Source organism: Musicola keenii, from assembly GCF_014855505.1.
Lineage (GTDB): Bacteria > Pseudomonadota > Gammaproteobacteria > Enterobacterales > Enterobacteriaceae > Musicola > Musicola paradisiaca.
Map to the genome: position 1 here is coordinate 392338 of NZ_JAAWVW010000001.1, position 20840 is coordinate 413177.

Sequence of the window (20840 nt, forward strand, 5' to 3'; positions counted from 1 at the left end):
AGCGCCTGTGGTATAGGTGCTTAAATAAAACAACCGCCATGATGACGGTACAGTTCGATGATTTTCTGGTCTGTCGGCTGAGATAATAAAATGCGTTGTCGATAACCGTGATAAGCCAATGTCGACAAATAAATAGCTGGTTTTTCAGCATGCGCCGGCGTTCGTCGGTAAGGGCAAACCGTTAACCGGAAATAAACCTATCCAACTGGTCGATCGTTAGCGGCCGGGAAACAAAAAAACCTTGAATAGAATCGCATTCCAATTCACCCAATATGTGCATCTGGGCTGCCGTTTCCACGCCTTCAGCAGTCACTTTTATGCCCATTTCATGCAGTGTATCAATCAGATAACCGACAACGATTCGGTTCTTCCGGTTCTCGCCAAGATGCATGATCAGGCTCTTGTCGATTTTTACCTTGTCGAATTCGTATTGATACAGATAGTGCACGCTGGTGTAACCGGCACCGAAATCGTCCAGAACGACAGCAATACCTGCTGATCTCAGCGTTTTGATTTTATTTCGAATATTTTCAATGTCGCTGAGTAGAACGCTTTCCGTGATTTCCACTTCAATATTACGTATGTCACATTGTTGTCGATGTAGATACTCCAGCAGCGTATCGACAAAATTCGTATCGGAAAATTGCACCGGTGATACGTTAGTCGCGATGGCATATCCTGGCTGTCGTAATAATTGCCGGCAGACTTCTTGAATAATCCATTCACCCAGTGGGCGAATCAGTCCGGACTGCTCGGCCATGGGAATAAAACGGTCCGGCGGAATCAACCCGAATTGCGGGTGATGCCATCGAATCAATGCCTCGAATCCGCTGACTTCCCGGCTATTCAGGTTAATGATCGGCTGGTAATGAAGACAAAAACCGCTTCTCTGATGGACAGCAGCCGCAAGGTCATTGTCGGTAAATATCATTGGCGACGGTTATCCCTTCTGTGATGAATGGCGCTGGCTGAGTGATGTCCGATGTCGCCATATAGCCAACAGCGTCATAGCCCGCCATCAACGTGGTGGTTTGCCATAATGCGCCCTGCATGCCATAAATATCCCTCGCATTAAACTGCCGGTACATCTCATCATTATCGATACCCGTGAGAATTGCGCCCTGACTCCAGCCATTAATATCAGCCAATATTTTTCTGAAAAAAGTCAACTCTCCGCACTTTAACAGAAAGGATTTCTCTATTTTTATATACTCGAATGTCACTCTATTGAGTAATGAAATATTGGTTCTTCCTGCGCCAAAATTGTTGAGCCATATTTTTGTCATTGACGTCAGAAGTTGCAATGCGCGGTAGCTTTGTTCATCACCGATAATATCAATATGTTCACTCACCAGAAACCGAATATCTTTTGTTTGCCCGACGATATCGAGTAATGCTTTATTGCCGACAAGAAAAATCAACAGTTCTCGATCGAGTTCAATCGATAAGACAGGTACTGGAAGCATCGAGGATAACCATGCCGTCCTTATATATTGTAACTTGAGTGCCAGTAACTGAAATTTATTCATGGTCGGGACGGGAATATAGTTATCACTTCCCTTTTTTGTATCGAAAAATCCTCGCTTCTGATTGAGTGTCAGGTCAAATGCAAAAATATTTTTTTCCCTGGCAATAAGAGGGGACAGATGTATCGAGAATAAGTTTTTCATTGCATGAAAAATCTCTTTTTTCGATTTATTTGTTGTTTAAACGTTAATTTACCCCTGCTAGAGGGAATATGAAAATCGTTTAAAACGATCGGTCTACACTGAACAATCTTTAAAATCTATCATTTATTGATTATTGATCGTTTTAATTTATTTGCTGATGCAATTTTCAACTATGGAAACTTTACGTTATACCCTGTCGTCAGTCGACGGCTCGGCGCCGCACCGTATTGCGCCAGACCAGAGGCGCCTTAAACAGATGGGTTGCCGGTTGTCTGGCGGCGGGCGGCGAGGATAACAGCGAGACGATGGCGTCCGCCATGGTGGTCAGCGGCTGGGAGAATGTCGTCAATTGGTAGCCGACCCAGCTCGCCTGTTCAATGTCGTCGAAACCGACGAGACACAGATCCTGCGGGATGCGCAGGCCGAACTCGTAGCGCGCCACGTCAAGAAAGCCGCAGGCGATCAGATCGGTTGCGCAAAAAACGCCGTCGGGGCGCTGAGCGCCGGCCAGCAATTCCCGTGCAGCCTGCGCGCCGGTTTCATAACCGGTCGGCCCTGCGCGCACCAACCGGCAGGGTTCGGCGGCATGATGGGCGGCAGCCAGAAATTGGGTTTCGCGCATCACCATGCTGGGGGAGCGGGCGGTCGATGAAATCATCGCGAGGCGTCGGCAACCGGCATCGGCCAGCATCTGGTATGCCTCATGCAGCGTGGAGGTATAGTCGATGGCAATGTGGTCTGCGCCGTCAAACTCCCCCAGCCGATTGATCAGAATGACCTGCTGCCCGCTGTGCAGGCAGGTTTCCACCAGCGACGCCTGCGGCAAGCCTGACAACACGATAGTGGCGGCGGCGCGGTAATTTAGCGTCTGGCGCAAGGCGGCATCCGCACTGGTTTCCCCGCCGTCGGTATTGATGACCATCACCGCGCGCCCGGCCTGTTGCAGGCGTCGGGTGAGCTGGTCGAGTAAATGTGCCTGATAAGGGGCGCGCAGGTGGCCCCCGAGGATGCACACTGGCCGGCACTCTTCTTTGGAAAGACCGCGAGCCAGATGATTAACGTGGTAGTTAAGTGCTTCGGCGGCGGCCAGCACTTTGCGGCGCGTGGCGGGCGATACGCTGCCGCCGGGGGTAAAGGTGCGCGATACCGCCGATCGCGACACACCAGCCAGACGCGCCACTTCCGCCGCACTGGCCATATTTTTTTCCGACGCCGATGCCATATCGTTTAGCTCCGTGGCTCATCCATGATCGGGGAGGGTGTGCCCAGCCCGGCGGCGCGCAGCGCCTGTTCCCTCTCGATGGCCTGTTGTGCCAAAGCGATCAGCGCCGGTTTCGGCGCTTCGAACCATTCGTCCGGGTGAAGCTGGCGTTTGTCCTGTACGTGGGCGATGGCATCGGCCAGTGTCGGATAGCGCGCCGGGCACTCCAGATGTAAAAACAGCGCCACCAACGTGACCGAACGGCTGCGGCCGCCACGGCAATTGACCAACAGGTTGCCCCGTTCGCGGTTGCGGTAAGAGGGTTTGTCGGGAATACGTTGCAATAATGCAGAGCGCATCAGGTGGTAGCCGGCATGTAGCATGGCTGCGGGGTTGCCGTCGCCGTCAATCAGGCCGAGTTTGTAGTAACGAACCGGGCCGGCGCCGTGCCTGAGTAAATGCGCGGGGGATTCAGGTTCCGGCACGTACACCCAATCGATATCCAGATTAACCGCGCAGTTGATGACGGTACCGATACCGTATTGATCCAGCAGCGCCAGATCCGTGGTTCCGGCGGCGCCGCCGATATAAATATCCATTCCCCAACCGGGAACATCGGCTTCGATCAGGCTGATGGCGGGACGCGGGTAATGCGGTGTTGCCGATTGAGCGTCGATCGGGGATGCATCGGTATCGAGTGAAATACCGCTGGCGCGCGCTAGTGCGTCAGCCACGCCGGTCGCGGCCGCCAGCACCGGCTGGCCATTGAAAATCGCGGCGTAAGGATCATTGACTTGGCCAACACGCCCGCCCGCTTCGCTGACCAGCAGCAGCCCAGCCAGACAATCCCAGGCATTCATGTGCAGTTCGATATAGCCGTCGGTGCGTCCTTCTGCCACCCAAGCCAGCGCCAGCGCGCCGGATGCGCCGCGCCGCACATTGGCGCCGGTACTCAACAGTGCTGCCATGACATCGAGGTAGCGCCGCTGTGAGGTGCGTGTAGACCATCCCAATTCAAAGGTAGCGTTACGCGCATCGCTCGTGCGGGCGGTGTGTAGCGGTTGGCCGTTCTTCTGTGCGTAATGGTCGCGGCGCGCCAGATACAGCTCCTGCGTTGCCGGGTTGTAGATGCCCCCCAGTTCGGTTATTCCCTGGCTGACAAACGCGATGGCGATGCAGAAATGTTCGATCCCTCGGGCGAAATTGGCGGTGCCGTCGATGGGGTCGACCACCCACAGGCGTGCGGCATCGGTAGTGGCGCCGCCGGTTTCTTCACCCATCAGCGCATCCTCGGGAAAGGCCGCGCTGATGGCCTGACGGATTTGTTTCTCCACCAGTGCGTCGGCTTCGGTTAAAAAATCCTGATGGCCTTTGAGGGTGAACGCGCCCGGCTGACGGGTACGAAAATGCCGCAGCGCAGTATCGCCGGCGGCGAGAATGATTTGTTTCAGAGCGGCTTCGCGCCGCTCCAGGTTGGTCTGGGTCAAGGTGTGCTCCGGGATAAAACGGCAAGGCGCGCCTTGCCGACAGGATTATTTACGGTAGTTCAGGTTCCACAAGTCTTGCCAGTCCTGGCGGGTTTGCCAGTCGGTTTTGGCGCTGGACGTTTGATATACCATCAGTTCATCACGGTATTTTTCAATACCGGAGGGTTCGTTTGCCGGTAGCGTTACCGTCTGATTGGTGGACATCTTACCGTCCACGCCCTGCGGCGAGATGCCTTCGGCGGTCATCAGATAACGAATGAATAACTTCGCGGCGTTCGGGCTGTGGCTACCGGCGGCAATGACGCCCAGGCTTGGGTAGTTCCAGCCAATTACTGGTTTCATGCCGTGACACAATCCCAGCTTCATGCCCTGCTGGTTGTCGCGGAATTTCGCCGTGGAGACCAAACCGACGAAATCGCCTTTGCCGTCCGGCGCGCCGACGGCTTCGGCGGCATCGTTGTCGGAGTGCGTCAGCAGCGGGCTGTTGGCCGCCAGCGCTTTAACGAAAGCCTCTGTCGCCGAATGTTCGCTGGCGGGTAATGGTTTGCCGTATTGCTGCTGGTATGCCTCACGCATCTGTTGGTCGTAGTGGGTGGCCAACTGGCTGAACCAGTCGGTGTAGGCCGGTTTGCCGGTCGGGTCTTGCAGCGCCACTTTGCCGCGCCACTGCGGTTCGGTCAGTTGCCAGATATTGGTAATGGGGCAGGCGTCGTGGTGCGTGGTGTTATAGGCGAACACGTTCGGCGCCAGCACCACGGTGAGCGGATCCTGATAGTTGGCCGGGATGGCGGCTTTCATATCGTCCGGTACCCAGCTTTGAACATAGCCTTTGCTCAGTAGTTGTTCGATGCCGGCGGGGGCGTCTTCGACGATGGCGACATCCGCTTTGACGTTATGCGCCTGCGCTTCGCGGCTTAGGATCTCGATAATCTGCGGTGCGTCGGCTTTAATACCGACCGCTTTGACGCCATACCGTTCGCTGAACGCCTTGGCCTGCTGGACGATTTTGCCGGTGGAGGCGTAGACGGTGATCGGCGCTTCCTGGCGTGCGGCGGCGACCAGCGATGAGACGTCAAACGGTTCGGCGGCTGAAGCGCCGACAGTGCCGGCGGCGAGCAGCGCCAGACTGGCGAGGGTAGTGCGGTTCATGACATGTCCTTGGGTTAGGGGATGAATGCAATAGGTCTCAATGCGCTACGGGTTCCTGGCGTAGCCCCTGTTGGTTGAAGAAATGCAGCGAACCGGCGGGCAATTGACAGTGCACCTGCTGCTTCGCGTGCCAACACGGGCGTAACTGGGTGGAGTGAAACAGGCGATCGCCGTTGCTGACCAGTTCGATCACCCAGCTGCCGCCGGTGGGCATGATGTTGTCGATGGTCATCGGCACGCTGTCGGCCAGCGGCTGGTCGGACAGTTGCAGTTCCTCCGGGCGAATGCCGCACAGTTGCAGGTCGTCCTGTGGGGCGAAGCGTGTATGGATATGCGCCGCCAGCGAGCTGGCGGGCTGATTAAGCGGGATCAGGTTTAGCTTCGGCGTGCCGATGAATTCGGCGACAAAGCGGTTGGCCGGCCGAGCGTAGATTTCATCCGGTGTGCCGACCTGTTGCAGGTGTCCGGCGCTCATCACGGCAATCGTGGTGGCCAGTGTCATGGCTTCCCACTGGTCGTGGCTGACGAAGACAATGGTGGTGCCGAAGGTTTCATGCAGCCGGCGTAATTCGGCGCGCATTTCCAAGCGCAGTGTGGCGTCGAGGTTGGATAACGGTTCATCGAGCAGCAGCACGCCTGGGTTGACGGCCAGCATGCGGGCCAGCGCCACCCGTTGTTGCTGGCCGCCCGAGAGCTGTGACGGGTAGCGGTCGGCGTAGTCGGTGATACGCAGCTTTTCCATCACATCCTGGCTGCGGGCGGTACGCTCCGCCTCCGGGACTTTTTGTAGCCGTAGCCCGAAATCAACGTTTTGCACGACGGTCATGTGCGGCCACAGGGCGTAACTTTGGAACACCAGCCCCACGCGGCGCCGCTCCGGCGGTATGAACGTGGCGCGGGCGACGGAGTCCATGATCTGCCCGCCAATGGCGATCTCGCCGCCGCTGGCGTGTTCGATGCCGGCGATCATGCGCAGAATGGTGGTTTTACCGCATCCGGACGGCCCCAGCAGACACATAAACTCACCGTCCTTGACGGTCAGATTGATGGCGTCTACGGCGGGTTGCCGGGCGCCGGGATAGGTTTTGGTCAGGTTGGTCAGGGTGATGGCAGGCATATCAGTTCTCCAATCCTTCAGCGAGGCCGGTGCCGGATATCCGTTGGATCAATATCGTACCGGCCCATGAAATCAGCGCGATCATCAACACGACGGCGTTGGCCGCCTGTTCGTAGTTGTAATCAATCAGGCGCAGGGAATAGGTGGTCAGCACATCTGTGGCGGGGATCGCCAGAATGACGAACAGGCTGACGCCTTTGATGCCGGAAATGAACGGCAGCAGGATGCCGGTTGCCAGCGGCGCGGCTTGAATAGGGATCACTATCCGTCTGAGCCGGGTCAGCCAGCCGGCGCCGGCGACGCGGGCCGCTTCTTCCGGTTCCCGGCCCAGTTGCGTCATCGCGGCGATGCCTGAACGGCTGGCGTAGGGCATTTTTTCCGCGATCAGCGCAATCACCAACAGCAGCGGCGTGCCGTACAGCGCCGGCAGCGGGCCGTGCGCCACCGCGAACAACGAGAGCATGGCGGCGGCGAAGGCGATGCCGGGCACCAGATAAGGCAGGAAGGTTATCTGGCGCAGGAAACCGTTGAGTCCGCTCACCGAGCCGCGTGTCACCGCGTAGCCGACCAGCAGCCCCAGCACGCCGGCCACCAGGGCGGCGGAGCCGACGATAACGAGGGTGTTGCCGACCGCCAACCAAAACGCCGGCGTGATCAGAATGCCGGTGTGCAGCGCGACGGTATCCAGGTTGTGGCCGATCCAGAAATCAGCGGTGAAGTTATCGGCGCTAAAACGCCCCGGTAGTTTCATTACCGTGGACAGGAACAGCGCAAGTAGCGGGATCACCACCCCGGTCAGCAGGTACGCCAATGCGACGCCGGACGCCGCGAAGCGCCAGCGGCCAAGCCGATGACGGCGATCCATGCCGCCGCCTTTGCCGCCGACGGTGACGAAGCGTCGGGCTTCGCGCAGCATCCGCATGTCCAGCAGGAGTGTCAGTGTGCCCATCAGCATAATCACGGTGGCGATCACCGCGGCCACACCGGTTTGACGGGAGCTCAGTGCACGGTACAAGCCGGTAGACAGCGTATCGAAATGCACCGGCAGGCCGAGGATGTAGGGGATGGCGAACTCGCCGATGCCGTCGGCGAAAATCAGCAGCGCCGCCGACAGCAGGGCGGGCCGCACCAGCGGGACGATAATCCGCCAGGCGATGGTCTGGCGCGATGCGCCGAGTACCCGGGCGCAGTCTTCCAGTTGAATATCGATACGATTCAGTGCGTTGCCGACAATCAGGATCACCAACGGGGTGTAGTGGATGATGAGAATCACGACGATCGGAAAGTAGCCGTAGGCCAGCCAGTCCGGCGTTTGGATGCCGAGCGTTTCCAGCCAGCCCGGTTGACCGCCGACTGCATGGTTTTTAAACAGGGTTTTCCACGCCAGCGCAAACGTCCATGACGGCAGCATAAACGGCACGATGAGGGCGGTAGTGAACCCCTTCCGCCCGGCCATATCGGTACGGTTGACCAGCCAGGCCAGCGCGACGCCGATAACCAGCGAACCTGCTACCACGTTTAGCGCCACCAGCAGGGTGTTGATCAACGGCGTCCAGAGTAGTAGCGCCGACATGCGAGAGGACAGGGTGCGCAGCAGGTAATAAGGGGTGAGGCTCCCTTCCATCGCCTGGGCGCGGACGCTGTCGCCGCTTTGAACGACCACGGCGTCGAGCAGCACCGAGATCACCGGCGCCAGTATCAGCCAGACAAACAGCAGCGCCAGCGCCAGGCCCAGCAGGTTGGCCGGCTCGTGGCGAGCTACCGCCAGCAGACGACGTAACCGGGCTCCCCGGACAGGCGTTTCGCGGTTGACGAGTTCGGGTATCACCAGACGCATCCTCTTTTCCGATAGCAGATAGCGGAGGACTATAGGGAGGCTTTGTGACAGTCAGGTGATCGTTTTGCACCTATGTGCAATTTTTTTTGCTGCGCTGGGGGAGGGCGGTTTTCCCGGCGTTCAGCCGGGAAAAGGGGCGTGCGGTGTTTTTTGATGGCGGCGCAGATTGTGCTAACGCGCCGTATTGCGACGGGACGCCGGCCGGCGTCCCACGAGTTTAATTTTCGACGATCGGTTTCTTGACGAACAGGCCGTAGCTCAGCGCGCCCAGCATCAGCAACCCTGCGCCCAGGAAGAACACGTTGGTGAAGACGCCGGTGGCATCCAGAATGACGCCGGTGATGATCGGCGCACTGGCCGCGCCCAGGAATCCGCCGAAGTTCTGGATGGCCCCCAACGACGCTACCTGATTTTTCGGCGCGATATCGGTGGCCAGCGTCCAGATAACGCCGGAGGGCAACTGGGAGCAGAAATACCCCAACGACAGCAGCAAAATAGACAGCGCGGTATCGTGGACGAACGGGATCGGCGCTACGAAGCATGCCGCCATTGCCGCACCCAGTACGATGGGGATCTTGCGCGCCGTGATGGTGCTCATGCCGCGACGGATGAAGCGATCCGAAATCGCACCGCCGCACAGCACGCCGAGGATCCCGGCAAAAAACGGGATGGAGGCGAGCCAGCCGGTTTGTTTCAGGCTGAATCCGAGCGATTTTTCCAGATAGCTGGGCAGCCAGGTCAAATAGACCCAGATGGTGAACATGATGGAGAAGTTGCCCAGGATCATGAACCAGGTGGTCTTGTGACGGAATAGCGATCCCCAACCGGCTTGCTGGTGAGTGTTGTCGGCGGCCGGAGAAGAAACAGGCGCTTCGCTATGGATTTCATGCTCTTCCGCTGGCGTCGGTTCGCGGTAGAACTTCAGCCAGGCCAGCAGCAGCGGCAGGCCGAGCAGGCCGATGGCGATGAACATACCGCGCCAGCCGAGGGTCAGCAGCAGTACCGTCAGGATTGGCGGTGCAACGGCGTTAGCGATTTGCGAGCCGGTATTGATGATGGCGGTCGGCAGGCCACGCTCACGGGAAGAGAACCAGCGATGGGTGATCTTGATGCCGGAGGTGAAGAACGGCGATTCGGAAACCCCAAGCAGCATGCGCAGCCCGTAAAACATGGAGTAACCGTTGACGAAGCCGGCCAGTACCGTGAAGGTGGACCACAGACCGACCGCCCAGGAGAACATCCGTTTGGGGCCCAGTTTGTCGACCAGCCAGCCGGCCGGCAGGTTGGCGATGGCGTAAGGCCACAAGAATGCCGACAGCAGCATGCCCATTTGGGTGGCGCTAAACCCGAATTCTTTAGCGATGGTGGTATTGGCGATACTCAGGTTGGCGCGGTCAAGATAATTGATGACGGCAGCCATTAACAAAATAAAGATGATCCCCCAGCGCAGGCGGGTCATCGGCGAGGTTTTTACAACCGTATTGTCTTGTAAGGTCGAGGTGGCGTTTTTCATAATAATCAGCAATCCGTAAATAAACTGATGTGGATTTTAATGACCGCTTTGCGAATAAAAGAAGGCTCCCGGCATTGGCAACATGGCCGGTGCAGATCTTCCGGAAAGAAAACGGCGAACATGCCGGGTATTAATGTAATAAGACTTTCATTTTGAATATCACGATAAAAGACAATGTCGTTGGTTTCTTTTTTATCGTCGATAATGGTGTTATTCCGGCTTCCCCGGGCGACACCGATGGTTTCCTCCCCCTGTAATAAATATTGAATATCAACAAACTGGAAGTGCGATTCCGCCAGCCTGTTCTCTACCGGCTCGGTGGTGAATTCCTGTAATAAACAGAACATCTTTCCGGGAATAATGTCATATTTCCCGGTTTCCATCGTGGTGAAATCCGTGGTGGAAATATAATGGATGGCCTGGTGAATAATAGGATGCAGCGCATATTTTTCCCGGCTCCAATCCTGTTGATCGCAAATAATCATGGTAGGTTTTCCTGGTATGCCAATAACCGGCGAATGAAAACCGGGTGGTTATTTCATCCGTCGGCCGATATGCCTGTTATGGTGTCGTCGGCGTTGTTGGCGCGTCTCCCGATCATGCGCCGGAGGGCGTGCGGACGCGCCGAATTTATCTATCTGCTGACGTCAAACTTCGAGGCGGCTTTTATTGAACCCGATGGCGGGCTGATACCGCGCACCGGGGATGCCGCCTTTGCGTAACTCGAATTTATTGCTGCCGAATCTTGTTCTGGTAATGCTCGGTTCCCTGGCGGATCTGATCGAGAATGACCGTCAGCGCCCAGAATTTCTCCAGCACATCGTCTTTGGTGACGCGGCAGTCGCTGTGTTCAAACGTGCCGAGACGTTGGTGATAGATCTTGGCGTTTTTGGGATAGCCCAACGTTTCGGTCACTGCCGTCAGTGACAGGAACGTCGCCAGTTCCTGTGCCAGTTCCGGGTGGTGCTGGCTTTGTGAATACAGCCACTGGTACAACTCCGGATGGAAATTGGTGAACACGCCGCTGAACCCTTTGGAGCCCGCCCGCATGGCCGGGAACGCGATGGCCGCATTGGCGTTGATGATATTCAACGGCGTTCCGGCGGTGAGCTTGACCCGGCGCTCGACGGTCGGCAGATCGCAGCTTACGTCTTTCAGTACCACAAAGCGGCCGGTGTTGGCGCAGTGGGTCAGCTCCTCGTCCGTCAGCAGGCGGCGGTACGGTGCCGGGCACTCGTACAAGCCGAGCGGCAGGCTTGCCGGCAGCGCCGCCAGCAGTGTATCCAGCGTCCGGAAGAAGGTTTCCGTGCCCTGGTTTTTCGGATCAAGGTGGTTAGTGACCAGTACCAGTGCGTCGATGCCGGTTTCCGCCATCGCCTGTAGTTCGGCAACTTGTTCGTTGATGCCGTCGCTGATGTGGCCCGAAGCGATAACCGGTATGCGGCCTGCGACATGCGCTACCACGAAACGGGCCAGTTCCACCCGCTCTTCCAGACTGAGGAACAGCATCTCGCTGGACTGGCATACGGCGAACAGGGCGTCCACACCTTTTTCCAGATACCAGTCGATCAGCCTTGCCAGTCCAGGGTAATCGATCTCGTTGTTGGGGGTGAACGGGGTCAGCATTACGGGAACGATACCTTCGATGCTTTTCATGTTATCTCCTTGCCGGGTAACGAATTCAGTGTGGTTAAATAGGGGGGTGATTAGCGCTGGGCCAGCCGTGTCATGACCTGGGAATGGGTGGGCATGTTGGATGCGCCCTCCCGTTCCACCGCCAGCGAGGCGAAAGCGTTGGCGTAAGCGGCGGCCTGCGCCACGCTCTGGCCGTCGGCGAAGGCCGCGGCAAAGGCGCCGTTAAACGCATCGCCTGCGCCGGTGGTGTCCACGCTGACGGCGGGGAACGCCGGAATATGTTGGTATTGCTGGCCGTCGAAGAGCAGTGCGCCGCGAGAGCCCATGGTGATGATGACGCGGGCCGCGCCCAGTGCGTGAATCTTGCTTGCCGCCGCTTTGGCGCTGTCGAGGTCGCTGACTTCAATGCCGGAAAGCAACGACGCTTCGGTTTCGTTGGGCGTAATGATGTCTACATAATTCAGGCAGGACAGCACGTCGTCGGAGTAGGGCGCCGGGTTCAGAATAATTTGCGTTTCCAGCGCCCTGGCTAGCCGCATGGCGCTGAGGGTGGCCGGAAAGTTGTTTTCCATTTGTAGTAGCAGCACATCGGCGTCTTCCAGTTCCGGCGTGATGTCGGCGATTTCTTCGTCGGTAATGGTTTGATTGGCGCCGGAATAGATAGCGATCATATTCTCGCCGTTTTGTTGCGAGACGTAGATGATGGCGTTGCCGGTGGGTTCGGTTTCAGACTGATACAAGCGGAACGAGTGGATCTCGGAGGTGGAGAGATGTTCGTAGGCGAAGTGGCTGAACTGATCCTTACCGACTTTGGAAACGAAATGCACCTTGGCGCCGGCCCGACTGGCCGCCATCGCCTGATTGGCGCCTTTGCCGCCCGGCCCCAGCGTACTGCCTTTTGCCAGCAGTGATTCGCCGCCTTTGGGGAAACGATCCACCTTGGCGACGATGTCCACATTGAATGAACCGAGAATACAGACTTTGCCTTTCATGGCGTGATTGCTCATGGGGAGCCCTTTTTTCCGCTGGTTTTTATGCCGTGTCTGGTGCTGGAGTTTTTTCAGCAGCACTTCGAAATCTTTGCCGGTTTCGGTAATCAGCTTGGATTGCAGACTGCGTCGTATGATGACGGCGCCGCCATGACAACGCTGGATCAACTGCTGTTTCGCCAGTGCGTTCAGGTCGCTGCGTATGGTTTCTCTGGTGACAGTGAAGAGTGAGGCCAGGTATTCCACGCTGGCACGGTCGTACTTGTCCAGATAGTCAAGAATCCGGCTTCTTCGTTCTTCAAGAAACATACTGTTAACGCCTCCTCAATGAGAGTAAAGGAGCCCCCTATGGTCGAAAAGTGACCGCGATCATAGGACGTCCGACAAAACGGAAGTAAACAAAAATCTACGTGCATAGGGGAATGCTTTACGGCATGGGGGTTTCAGAGATGTGAATGCCGTCACACCCAAAGGAATCATGGGCCACATTCTCTCCGGTTATTGCGCTGCGCGGGATGCGGTAAATGTTTTAGAATTGTAGAAATTATTGATAAGCAGTGGTGGGCCTTCGGCATGATCCGCATTATTTCGCTGTCCAACCCGCGTCTGGCGCAGGCGTTTGTGGACTATATGCGCACGCACCAGGTTCGGCTGGTGATTCAGTTTGATGGCGACCAGGCCGATATCTGGTTGCCGGATGAGAGCCAGCAGGCTCGGGTGCAACAGCAGTTGGAGCAGTTTCTGCGCGAACCCTGGCACGAGCGCTATCAGGCGGCCAGTTGGCAGACCGGGTCTACCGGGGCGGGTCTGCGTTATCAGTCGTTTTCCTATCTGACCACGCTGCGTCAGCGCGCCGGGCCGTTGACGTTGGGCGTGATGCTGGCGACCGTCGTTGTCTATCTGTTGATGCAACTCTACGGTGTAGACCGGATGCTGCTGGTGCTCGCGTTTCCCGACGCGGCGCATCGTCTGCAACTCTGGCGTTGGTTCAGTCATGCGCTGATGCATTTTTCTCTGTTGCACCTGTTGTTCAACCTGATGTGGTGGTGGTATCTCGGCGGCCCGGTGGAGCGGGTGCTGGGGACGCGCCGGTTGTGCATGATCCTGCTGTTGTCGGCGGCGGTGAGCGGTTGGGTGCAGTATGGGTTCAGCGGGATTTACTTCGGCGGCTTGTCCGGGGTGGTCTACGCGCTGATGGGGTACGTCTGGTTGCGCGGCGAACGGGAGCCTGATGGGGAACTGCATCTGCAACGAGGTTTGATGATTTTTGCTCTGCTGTGGTTGATAGCGGGGTATTTCGATATTTTAGGTATGTCTATCGCGAATGCAGCGCATGTCGCGGGGTTGGTCATCGGCTTGCTGATGGCCTGGTGGGATACTTACGGCAAACGCCGATGATCCCAACGGTTCGAGGGGAGAAATGTGAAGCAGACACAGCGGCATGACGCGATCATTGAGTTGGTACGTCGGCAGGGGTATGTCAGTACGGAAGAATTGGTGGAACACTTCGCGGTCAGTCCGCAAACGATTCGCCGCGATCTGAACGATCTGGCCGAGCAGAGTAAGATCCATCGTCATCACGGCGGGGCGGCGCTGCCTTCCAGCTCCGTCAATGCGGCTTACCATGACCGGAAAATGATGTGGTCGGACGAAAAAGCCAGGATTGCGAAGCAAGTCGCGAGTCTGATCCCCGATGGTGCTACGCTTTTTATAGACATAGGTACGACGCCGGAAGCCGTCGCGCATGCGTTGATGAACCATAAGGAGCTGCGGGTTGTCACCAACAACCTGAACGTAGCTACGCTGCTGACCGCCAAAGAAGATTTTCGTCTGATTCTGGCTGGCGGCGAGGTTCGTAGCCGGGACGGCGGCATCATCGGCGAAGCGACGCTGGATTTTATTTCCCAGTTCCGGCTGGATTTCGGCATTCTGGGGATCAGCGGGATTGATATGGATGGTTCGCTGCTGGAGTTCGACTATCACGAAGTTCGTACCAAACGCGCGATTATTGAAAACTCCCGTTGTGTCATGTTAGTGACAGACCACTCCAAGTTCGGCCGTAATGCCATGGTCAATTTGGGCAATATGGATCTGATCGACTATCTTTTTACCGATCAGTTACCACCGCCCAGTGTGCTGAAAATTATTGAACAACATAAGGTACAGTTGGAGTTGTGCTGATCCCGCCGTGCCTTTTTCCCATAGCCCACAGAGGAGAGAGGCACGATGTCATCCTCGTTCAACCTGTCGCAATTCTCCGATTCTCTATTTCGTAAACTCAATGCCTATGGTCGTTCATCCCTGCGGGAGCTGACGCCGCGTCAGTGTTGGCAGGCGGTGTGTGCCGCGCTGTCGGAACAGGTGGATGCTTTGGCGGCGGACTCGGATGCCCGCCTCGCCGGCGCGCCGGTCGAATACCGGCATGTGAACTATTTGTCGATGGAGTTCTTACCGGGTCGCCTGACCGCCAACAACCTGATCAATCTGGGTTGGTATGGCGTGGTGGCGCAAGTGCTGGAACGGCATGGACTGACGCTGAGCGACATCCTGGAACAGGAAACCGACCCGGCATTAGGCAACGGCGGCTTGGGGAGACTGGCCGCCTGTTACCTGGACGCGATGGCGACGGCGACGCAGCCGGCGATTGGCTACGGTCTGCATTATCAATACGGCCTGTTTCGGCAGCATTTTGACGCGGGCGAGCAGCATGAAACGGCGGACGACTGGCAACGCGACAGTTACCCCTGGTCGCACCCGCGTCCGGAACTGGCGGTGGAGGTCGGGTTTGGCGGCGATGTGATCCCGCAGCCGGATGGCGGCGAGCGTTGGGTGCCGGCGCAGGTGGTGATTGGCGAAGCCACCGATATCCCGGTCATCGGCTACCACAATGGCGTGATGTTACCGCTGCGCTTGTGGCAGGCGACGCACCCGGAGCCGTTCGATCTGGCGCAGTTCAACGCGGGCCACTATCTACGCGCCGAGCAGCAGGGCATCGCCGCCAGTAGCCTGACCAAGGTGCTCTATCCGAACGATAACCACCCGGCCGGCAAGCGTCTGCGGTTGATGCAGCAATATTTTCAGTGCGCCTGCGCAGTGGCGGATATTTTCCGACGCCATCTGCAGGCCGGCAGAGCGCTGGAGACCTTGCCGAATCTGGAGGTCATCCAACTCAACGATACCCACCCGACGCTGGCGATCCCCGAGACCCTGCGGTTGTTGCTGGATGAACACCAACTGCCCTGGGAGCAGGCTTGGGATATCACCCACCGTCTGTTCGCCTACACCAACCATACCCTGATGCCGGAGGCGCTGGAGTGCTGGGATGAGCGGTTGTTCCGCCGTTTGCTGCCGCGGCATTTTTCCATCATCAAAACCATCAACGAGCGTTTCCGTCAGCAGGTGGAAGCGCATTGGCCCGGCAATCGCCGTATATGGCCGCGGGTGGCGGTGCTGCATCGCCGTCAGGTGAGAATGGCCAACCTGTGCGTGGTGGCCTGCTTTGCCGTCAATGGTGTGGCGCAACTGCATTCCGATTTGATCATTCGCGATCTGTTCCCTGAGTACCACCAACTGTGGCCGGAAAAATTTCATAACGTTACCAATGGGATTACGCCGCGCCGTTGGCTACTGCAATGCAACCCGGCACTGTCGTCGTTGATCGATGAAACGTTGCATACCCCATGGGCCAATCGCCTGACGGCACTGGAGACGTTAGCGGACTACGCCGATGACGCCGGATTTCAAGCGCGCTACCGGAAAATCAAACAGGACAATAAGGCTGAGCTCGCCCGATTCATACAACGAGAATATGGCATCCTGATCGACCCGTCGGCGATGTTTGATGTGCAGATTAAGCGCTTGCATGAATACAAGCGTCAGCATCTGAATCTGTTGCACATTCTTTCCTTGTACCGGCAATTGCGTGATAACCCGGGGCTGGATATAGTTCCGCGCATTTTTCTGTTCGGCGCGAAAGCGGCGCCGGGCTATGTGCTGGCCAAGAACATCATTCACGCGATTAACGGCGTAGCGGAGCGTATCAACCGGGACAAACGTGTCAACGATCGCCTGAAGGTGGTGTTCTTGCCGGACTATCGGGTTTCTCTGGCGGAACGAATTATTCCGGCGGCGGATGTGTCGGAGCAGATCTCGACGGCGGGCAAAGAGGCATCCGGTACCGGCAATATGAAATTGGCGCTGAACGGTGCTCTGACGATTGGCACCCTGGATGGCGCCAATGTGGAAATGGCTCAGCAGGTGGGCGAGGAGAACCTGTTCATCTTTGGGCATACGGTGGATCAGGTTAAAGCGTTGCAGGCCAAGGGCTACAAGCCCGAGCGCTATATCGCAGGCCATCCTTTGCTGGCGTCGGTGTTGGATGAGCTGGCGTCCGGGGTGTTCAGCCACGGCGACCGAACCGCATTCGCTCCACTGCTGGAAAGTCTGTTAAAAAACGGCGATCCCTATCTGGTCCTGGCGGATTTCACGCCCTATTGCCAGGCACAACAGCGTGTGGATGCGCTTTATCGTAAACCTGAAGAATGGACTCGTCGTTGCATCTTGAATACCGCTCGCATGGGAATGTTCAGTGCCGATCGGGCGATTCATGATTATCAGCAACGCATCTGGACCGTGCGTCGTTAAGGAATGAATATCATGGTGTTAAAGGCAAAGAAATCCGTTCGTTATCCGGTAGGGCTCGTTGACACCTATAAAGATGCTTATGGCAATGAACAGGTGATAGCTGAAGAGACCCGGGAGAAGCTGATGCAATTGCTCGCCCCACAGGATATCGCCGGGGCGCGGTTGCCGCCGGTGTGCGTTTTTCGTCAGGGCAAACCCATGACGTTGAAGCCTGGGGGGGAAGGAGACTACGGATGGATTATCACTTATGAAAAAGGGGGCGGGACGGAAGGGAAGGTATCGGCTGGGCAGGTATTGTCGTTACCCGACACATTGCCTATCGGTTATCACCAGCTGGTGTTGGAGCAAGGGGAAAAACAGTGGTCATGCCGGATCATCGTTGCACCATCGGGCTGCTATGAGCCCGAACCGTTGACGAATGGCCGCCGCTGGTGGGGGATCACCGTGCAGCTTTATACCCTGCGTTCACAACATAACTGGGGCATCGGCGATTTTGGCGATCTGAAGTCGCTGGTGGAAAATGTGGCGCGCCGGGGCGGTGCTTTCGTCGGGTTCAACCCGTTGCACTCGCTCTACCCGGCGGAACCGGAAGCCGCCAGCCCCTACAGCCCGTCATCCCGCCACTGGTTGAACATCATCTATATCGATGTCAATCAGGTGGAGGATTTTCACCACAGCGAAGCCGCCCAGGCATGGTGGCGGCGTGACGATATTCAGCGGCAGGTGTTGGTCGCCCGTGCCAACCGCTGGGTGGACTATACCTCGGTGACGACGCTGAAGCTGGCGGCGTTGCGTCTGGCGTTCCAGCATTTTTGCCGTCGCAGCCCGCTGGATCATCGCAAAACGGCGTTTCAGCAGTTCATCAGGAATGGCGGTGAGAGTTTGCAGCAACAGGCGACCTATGATGCGTTGCTGGTTTACCTGAAAGCGCAAGGCGACATTCCGGCGGATTGGCGGCGATGGCCGGAGGAGTACCGTGAGGCGGGCGGGGACGCAGTAATGCGTTTTCGTCAGGAAAATGCCGAGGAGATCCAGTTTTACTGCTGGCTGCAATGGGTGGCGCATGAGCAGTTGGCCGCCTGTTTTGAGCGTAGCCGCCAACTGGGTATGCCCATCGGATTATACCGCGACCTGGCGGTCGGTGGGGCGCAGGGCGGCGTGGATACCTGGGGGGACAGGCAGTTGTACTGTCTGGATGTGACGCTGGGCGCGCCGCCCGATCCACTGGGGCCGCAGGGACAAAACTGGAACCTGACGCCGATGCATCCGTATGCGTTGCAACAGCGTGGCTACCAGCCGTTTATCGATATGCTGCGCCGTAATATGGCCAGCAGCGGCGCGTTACGTATCGATCACGTCATGGGGTTGCTGCGTCTGTGGTGGATCCCTGGCGGCGATACCGCGGCGGGCGGTGCCTATGTGCGCTACCCGGTGGATGACCTGTTGGCGATCGTGGCGCTTGAGAGCCAGCGTCATCGCTGTTTGGTGATCGGCGAGGATCTGGGCACCGTCCCGGAAGAGGTGGTACAGCGGCTGGAGGAGAACGGTATCTATTCCTATAAGGTGCTGTTTTTCGAAAAGGATCGGAAAAATCGCTACCGTGCGCCGGGCGAATATCCTCGTCGCTCGATGGCGACGATCACCACACATGATTTGCCGACGCTGCGTGGTTTCTGGCAAGGGATGGATCTGACGTTGGGCAAGGATTTGGGGCTCTATCCCAATGATGACATTCTGCAACTTCAGCTGGAAGAGCGCGAACTTGCCAAACAGGGCATGCTGGATGCGTTGCATGAACAAGGGTTGTTGCCGCAGCGGGTCGGGCGCAATGCGGCTCTGACATCGATGAGTTCGCACCTGAACCGCGGTGTTCAGCGCTATCTGGCGGATAGCGCCAGTGCGTTGTTGGGGTTGCAACTGGAAGATTGGCTGGATATGGCGACGCCGGTCAATGTGCCGGGTACCGATCGGGAATATCCCAACTGGCGGCGCAAATTGAGCCGTACTCTGGATTCCATTTTTACCGATCGCAATCTGGAACGTCTGATCCGTGATATCGATCTGCGGCGCGGTGGGCCGGTACCGGTACGCGGACGCAAGAAAAAAACTGACGCCACGCCGTCGGCGGATGCGTAAGTGTGATGTTGGGATGTCAAACAAAACGGCGGCCGTTTGGCCGCCGTTGGTCGCTCTTTCCGGCAATCACGAGTGCCGTAGAGTCCCATCAGTAGTAGGAATGTTCGCCGCGCTGGTGTTCAGTTAGGTCGCGAACCCCTTTCAGCTCGGGGAATTTTTGCAGCAGCTCTTTCTCAATGCCTTCTTTCAACGTGTAGTCCACCATGGAGCAGCCGTTGCAGCCGCCGCCGAACTGCAGGATGGCGTAGCCTTCTTCGGTAATTTCCATCAGCGTTACCCTACCGCCGTGACCGGCCAGCTGCGGGTTGATCTGGGATTGCAGCACGTATTCCACCCGTTCCATCAGCGGCGCATCATCGGAGACTTTGCGCATTTTGGCGTTGGGCGCTTTCAACGTCAGCTGGGAGCCTAGTTGGTCGGTGACGAAGTCTATTTCCGCCTCTTCCAGATAAGGGGCGCTGAGCTCATCCACATAAGCGGACAATTTTTCGAATTTCAGCTCGGTGTCGTTAGCTTCGACAGCATCGGGCGGGCAGTAGGACACCCCACATTCAGCGTTGGGCGTGCCGGGGTTGATGACGAAAACACGAATCTGGGTGCCTTCCTCTTGTTTTGCCAGCAGTTTGGCAAAATGCTCCTGAGCAGAGTCGGTAATACGAATCATGATGTTAACTCAATAGTTGACTACATTAGTTGGTTATAATACGCCCATCCTCGCGGTGACTACAAGGTGCGGCATAAACACCATATCTGCACCTGGGCTGCGCCCGCCGCCAGCAGTATCCGGCTGATTTCTTCCACGGTACTGCCGGTCGTCACGACGTCGTCCAGCAGGGCGACCCGCTTGCCGTCGAGCGCCATACGGCATTTGAACGCGCCCTTCAGGTTGCGGCGCCGGGCGGCGGCGGGCAGCGTCCGCTGTTGCGCCGTGTTTCGTGTTCGCGCCAGCCCGTCAGGATGGTATGCGCAGCCAACCCAATGCGCGAGATGTCGGGCCAGCAGGTCGGATTGATTGAAACCGCGTCGCCAGTGTCGCCAGCGGTGCAATGGAACGGTCAGCAGAATGTCCGGTCGCGGTAGGTCGTCGGGGCGGGTCAGCGCCATTTGCCGTCGTCGTTCCAGCCAGCACATTAGCAACAGCCGCGCCAGCGCCGGCGCCAGTTCGGTTTTCCCCTGCAATTTGAAATGCCAGATCAACTGGTTGAACGGAGGCTGATAATCGCCGACCAACAGTAAGCTGTGCCAGGCGGGCGGATGTTGCAGGCAACGGCCGCAGGGCAGAACGCGATTGGCGGCGGGCAGACCACAGCGCGGACAGCAAACAGGTGGTTGGGGCAGATGACGCAGGCAGTGACTGCAAATTCCGTGATGACTATCATAAAGCGATTGCTGGCAGAGCCAGCACCGCGCCATAGGCGTAAGCATCTTGTCTTCCCTGATTAATCCGGTCTCGACCACATTT

The 20840-nt window shown here is 57.4% G+C and carries 17 protein-coding genes; 4 read left to right on the forward strand and 13 right to left on the reverse strand.

The genetic code is table 11. The annotated features are described in order from the left end of the window. Positions 1–181 precede the first annotated feature (181 nt). From HEP82_RS01765 to rbsK, 11 genes are all read right to left on the reverse strand, one after another. Entirely contained in the window at positions 182–931 is a 750-nt protein-coding gene (locus HEP82_RS01765; RefSeq protein WP_192456511.1) for a putative bifunctional diguanylate cyclase/phosphodiesterase, read from the reverse strand. Beyond that, positions 912–1670 carry an EAL domain-containing protein gene (locus HEP82_RS01770; protein WP_225622255.1) on the reverse strand — a complete coding sequence of 253 codons (759 nt, stop codon included), beginning with the start codon at positions 1668–1670 and terminating at the stop codon, positions 912–914. Before HEP82_RS01770 ends, HEP82_RS01765 begins: the two co-directional genes overlap by 20 nt. A 199-nt stretch (positions 1671–1869) precedes the next feature. Beyond that, entirely contained in the window at positions 1870–2892 is a 1023-nt protein-coding gene (locus HEP82_RS01775) for a LacI family DNA-binding transcriptional regulator (RefSeq protein ID WP_192456512.1), read from the reverse strand. A 5-nt stretch (positions 2893–2897) separates the two neighbouring features. Beyond that, positions 2898–4358, reverse strand: coding sequence for an inositol monophosphatase family protein (locus HEP82_RS01780; RefSeq protein ID WP_192456513.1), 1461 nt, complete (start codon positions 4356–4358; stop codon positions 2898–2900). 45 nt (positions 4359–4403) lie between these two features. Further along, entirely contained in the window at positions 4404–5507 is a 1104-nt protein-coding gene (locus HEP82_RS01785; RefSeq protein ID WP_192456514.1) for an ABC transporter substrate-binding protein, read from the reverse strand. Positions 5508–5544: 37 nt separating this feature from the next. Next, the gene (locus HEP82_RS01790) at positions 5545–6624 is read right to left on the reverse strand and encodes an ABC transporter ATP-binding protein (protein ID WP_192456515.1); all 1080 of its coding nucleotides are present in this window, start codon (positions 6622–6624) and stop codon (positions 5545–5547) included. A gap of 1 nt (position 6625) precedes the next feature. After that, the gene (locus HEP82_RS01795; RefSeq protein WP_192456516.1) at positions 6626–8461 is read right to left on the reverse strand and encodes an ABC transporter permease; all 1836 of its coding nucleotides are present in this window, start codon (positions 8459–8461) and stop codon (positions 6626–6628) included. Between the two features lie 217 nt (positions 8462–8678). Then, the gene (locus HEP82_RS01800) at positions 8679–9974 is read right to left on the reverse strand and encodes an MFS transporter (protein ID WP_192456517.1); all 1296 of its coding nucleotides are present in this window, start codon (positions 9972–9974) and stop codon (positions 8679–8681) included. Positions 9975–9979: 5 nt separating this feature from the next. Further along, positions 9980–10459, reverse strand: coding sequence for a YhcH/YjgK/YiaL family protein (locus HEP82_RS01805; protein ID WP_192456518.1), 480 nt, complete (start codon positions 10457–10459; stop codon positions 9980–9982). A gap of 244 nt (positions 10460–10703) precedes the next feature. Further along, positions 10704–11630, reverse strand: coding sequence for a dihydrodipicolinate synthase family protein (locus HEP82_RS01810; RefSeq protein ID WP_192456519.1), 927 nt, complete (start codon positions 11628–11630; stop codon positions 10704–10706). A gap of 50 nt (positions 11631–11680) precedes the next feature. Next, positions 11681–12907: a ribokinase gene (gene rbsK / locus HEP82_RS01815; RefSeq protein ID WP_192456520.1), complete on the reverse strand. Its 1227-nt coding sequence runs from the start codon at positions 12905–12907 to the stop codon at positions 11681–11683. 264 nt (positions 12908–13171) lie between these two features. On the opposite strand from rbsK, the gene glpG reads away from it, so the two are divergent. Genes glpG through malQ form a run of 4 tightly spaced genes read left to right on the forward strand, consistent with a single transcriptional unit; the run spans position 13172 to position 19378 of the window. Then, a complete protein-coding gene (gene glpG / locus HEP82_RS01820; protein WP_192456521.1) occupies positions 13172–13996 on the forward strand; it encodes a rhomboid family intramembrane serine protease GlpG in 825 nt (274 codons plus the stop codon). Positions 13997–14020: 24 nt separating this feature from the next. After that, entirely contained in the window at positions 14021–14779 is a 759-nt protein-coding gene (locus HEP82_RS01825; protein WP_012763952.1) for a DeoR/GlpR family transcriptional regulator, read from the forward strand. Between the two features lie 45 nt (positions 14780–14824). After that, entirely contained in the window at positions 14825–17242 is a 2418-nt protein-coding gene (gene malP / locus HEP82_RS01830) for a maltodextrin phosphorylase (RefSeq protein ID WP_192456522.1), read from the forward strand. 12 nt (positions 17243–17254) lie between these two features. After that, positions 17255–19378, forward strand: a complete 2124-nt coding sequence (gene malQ, locus HEP82_RS01835; protein WP_192456523.1) for a 4-alpha-glucanotransferase — start codon at positions 17255–17257, stop codon at positions 19376–19378. 88 nt (positions 19379–19466) lie between these two features. Here the strand turns inward: malQ and nfuA are convergent, their stop codons facing one another. Further along, entirely contained in the window at positions 19467–20042 is a 576-nt protein-coding gene (nfuA, locus tag HEP82_RS01840) for a Fe-S biogenesis protein NfuA (protein WP_012763955.1), read from the reverse strand. A 59-nt stretch (positions 20043–20101) separates the two neighbouring features. After that, entirely contained in the window at positions 20102–20803 is a 702-nt protein-coding gene (gene gntX / locus HEP82_RS01845; protein WP_192456524.1) for a DNA utilization protein GntX, read from the reverse strand. Positions 20804–20840 lie beyond the last annotated feature (37 nt).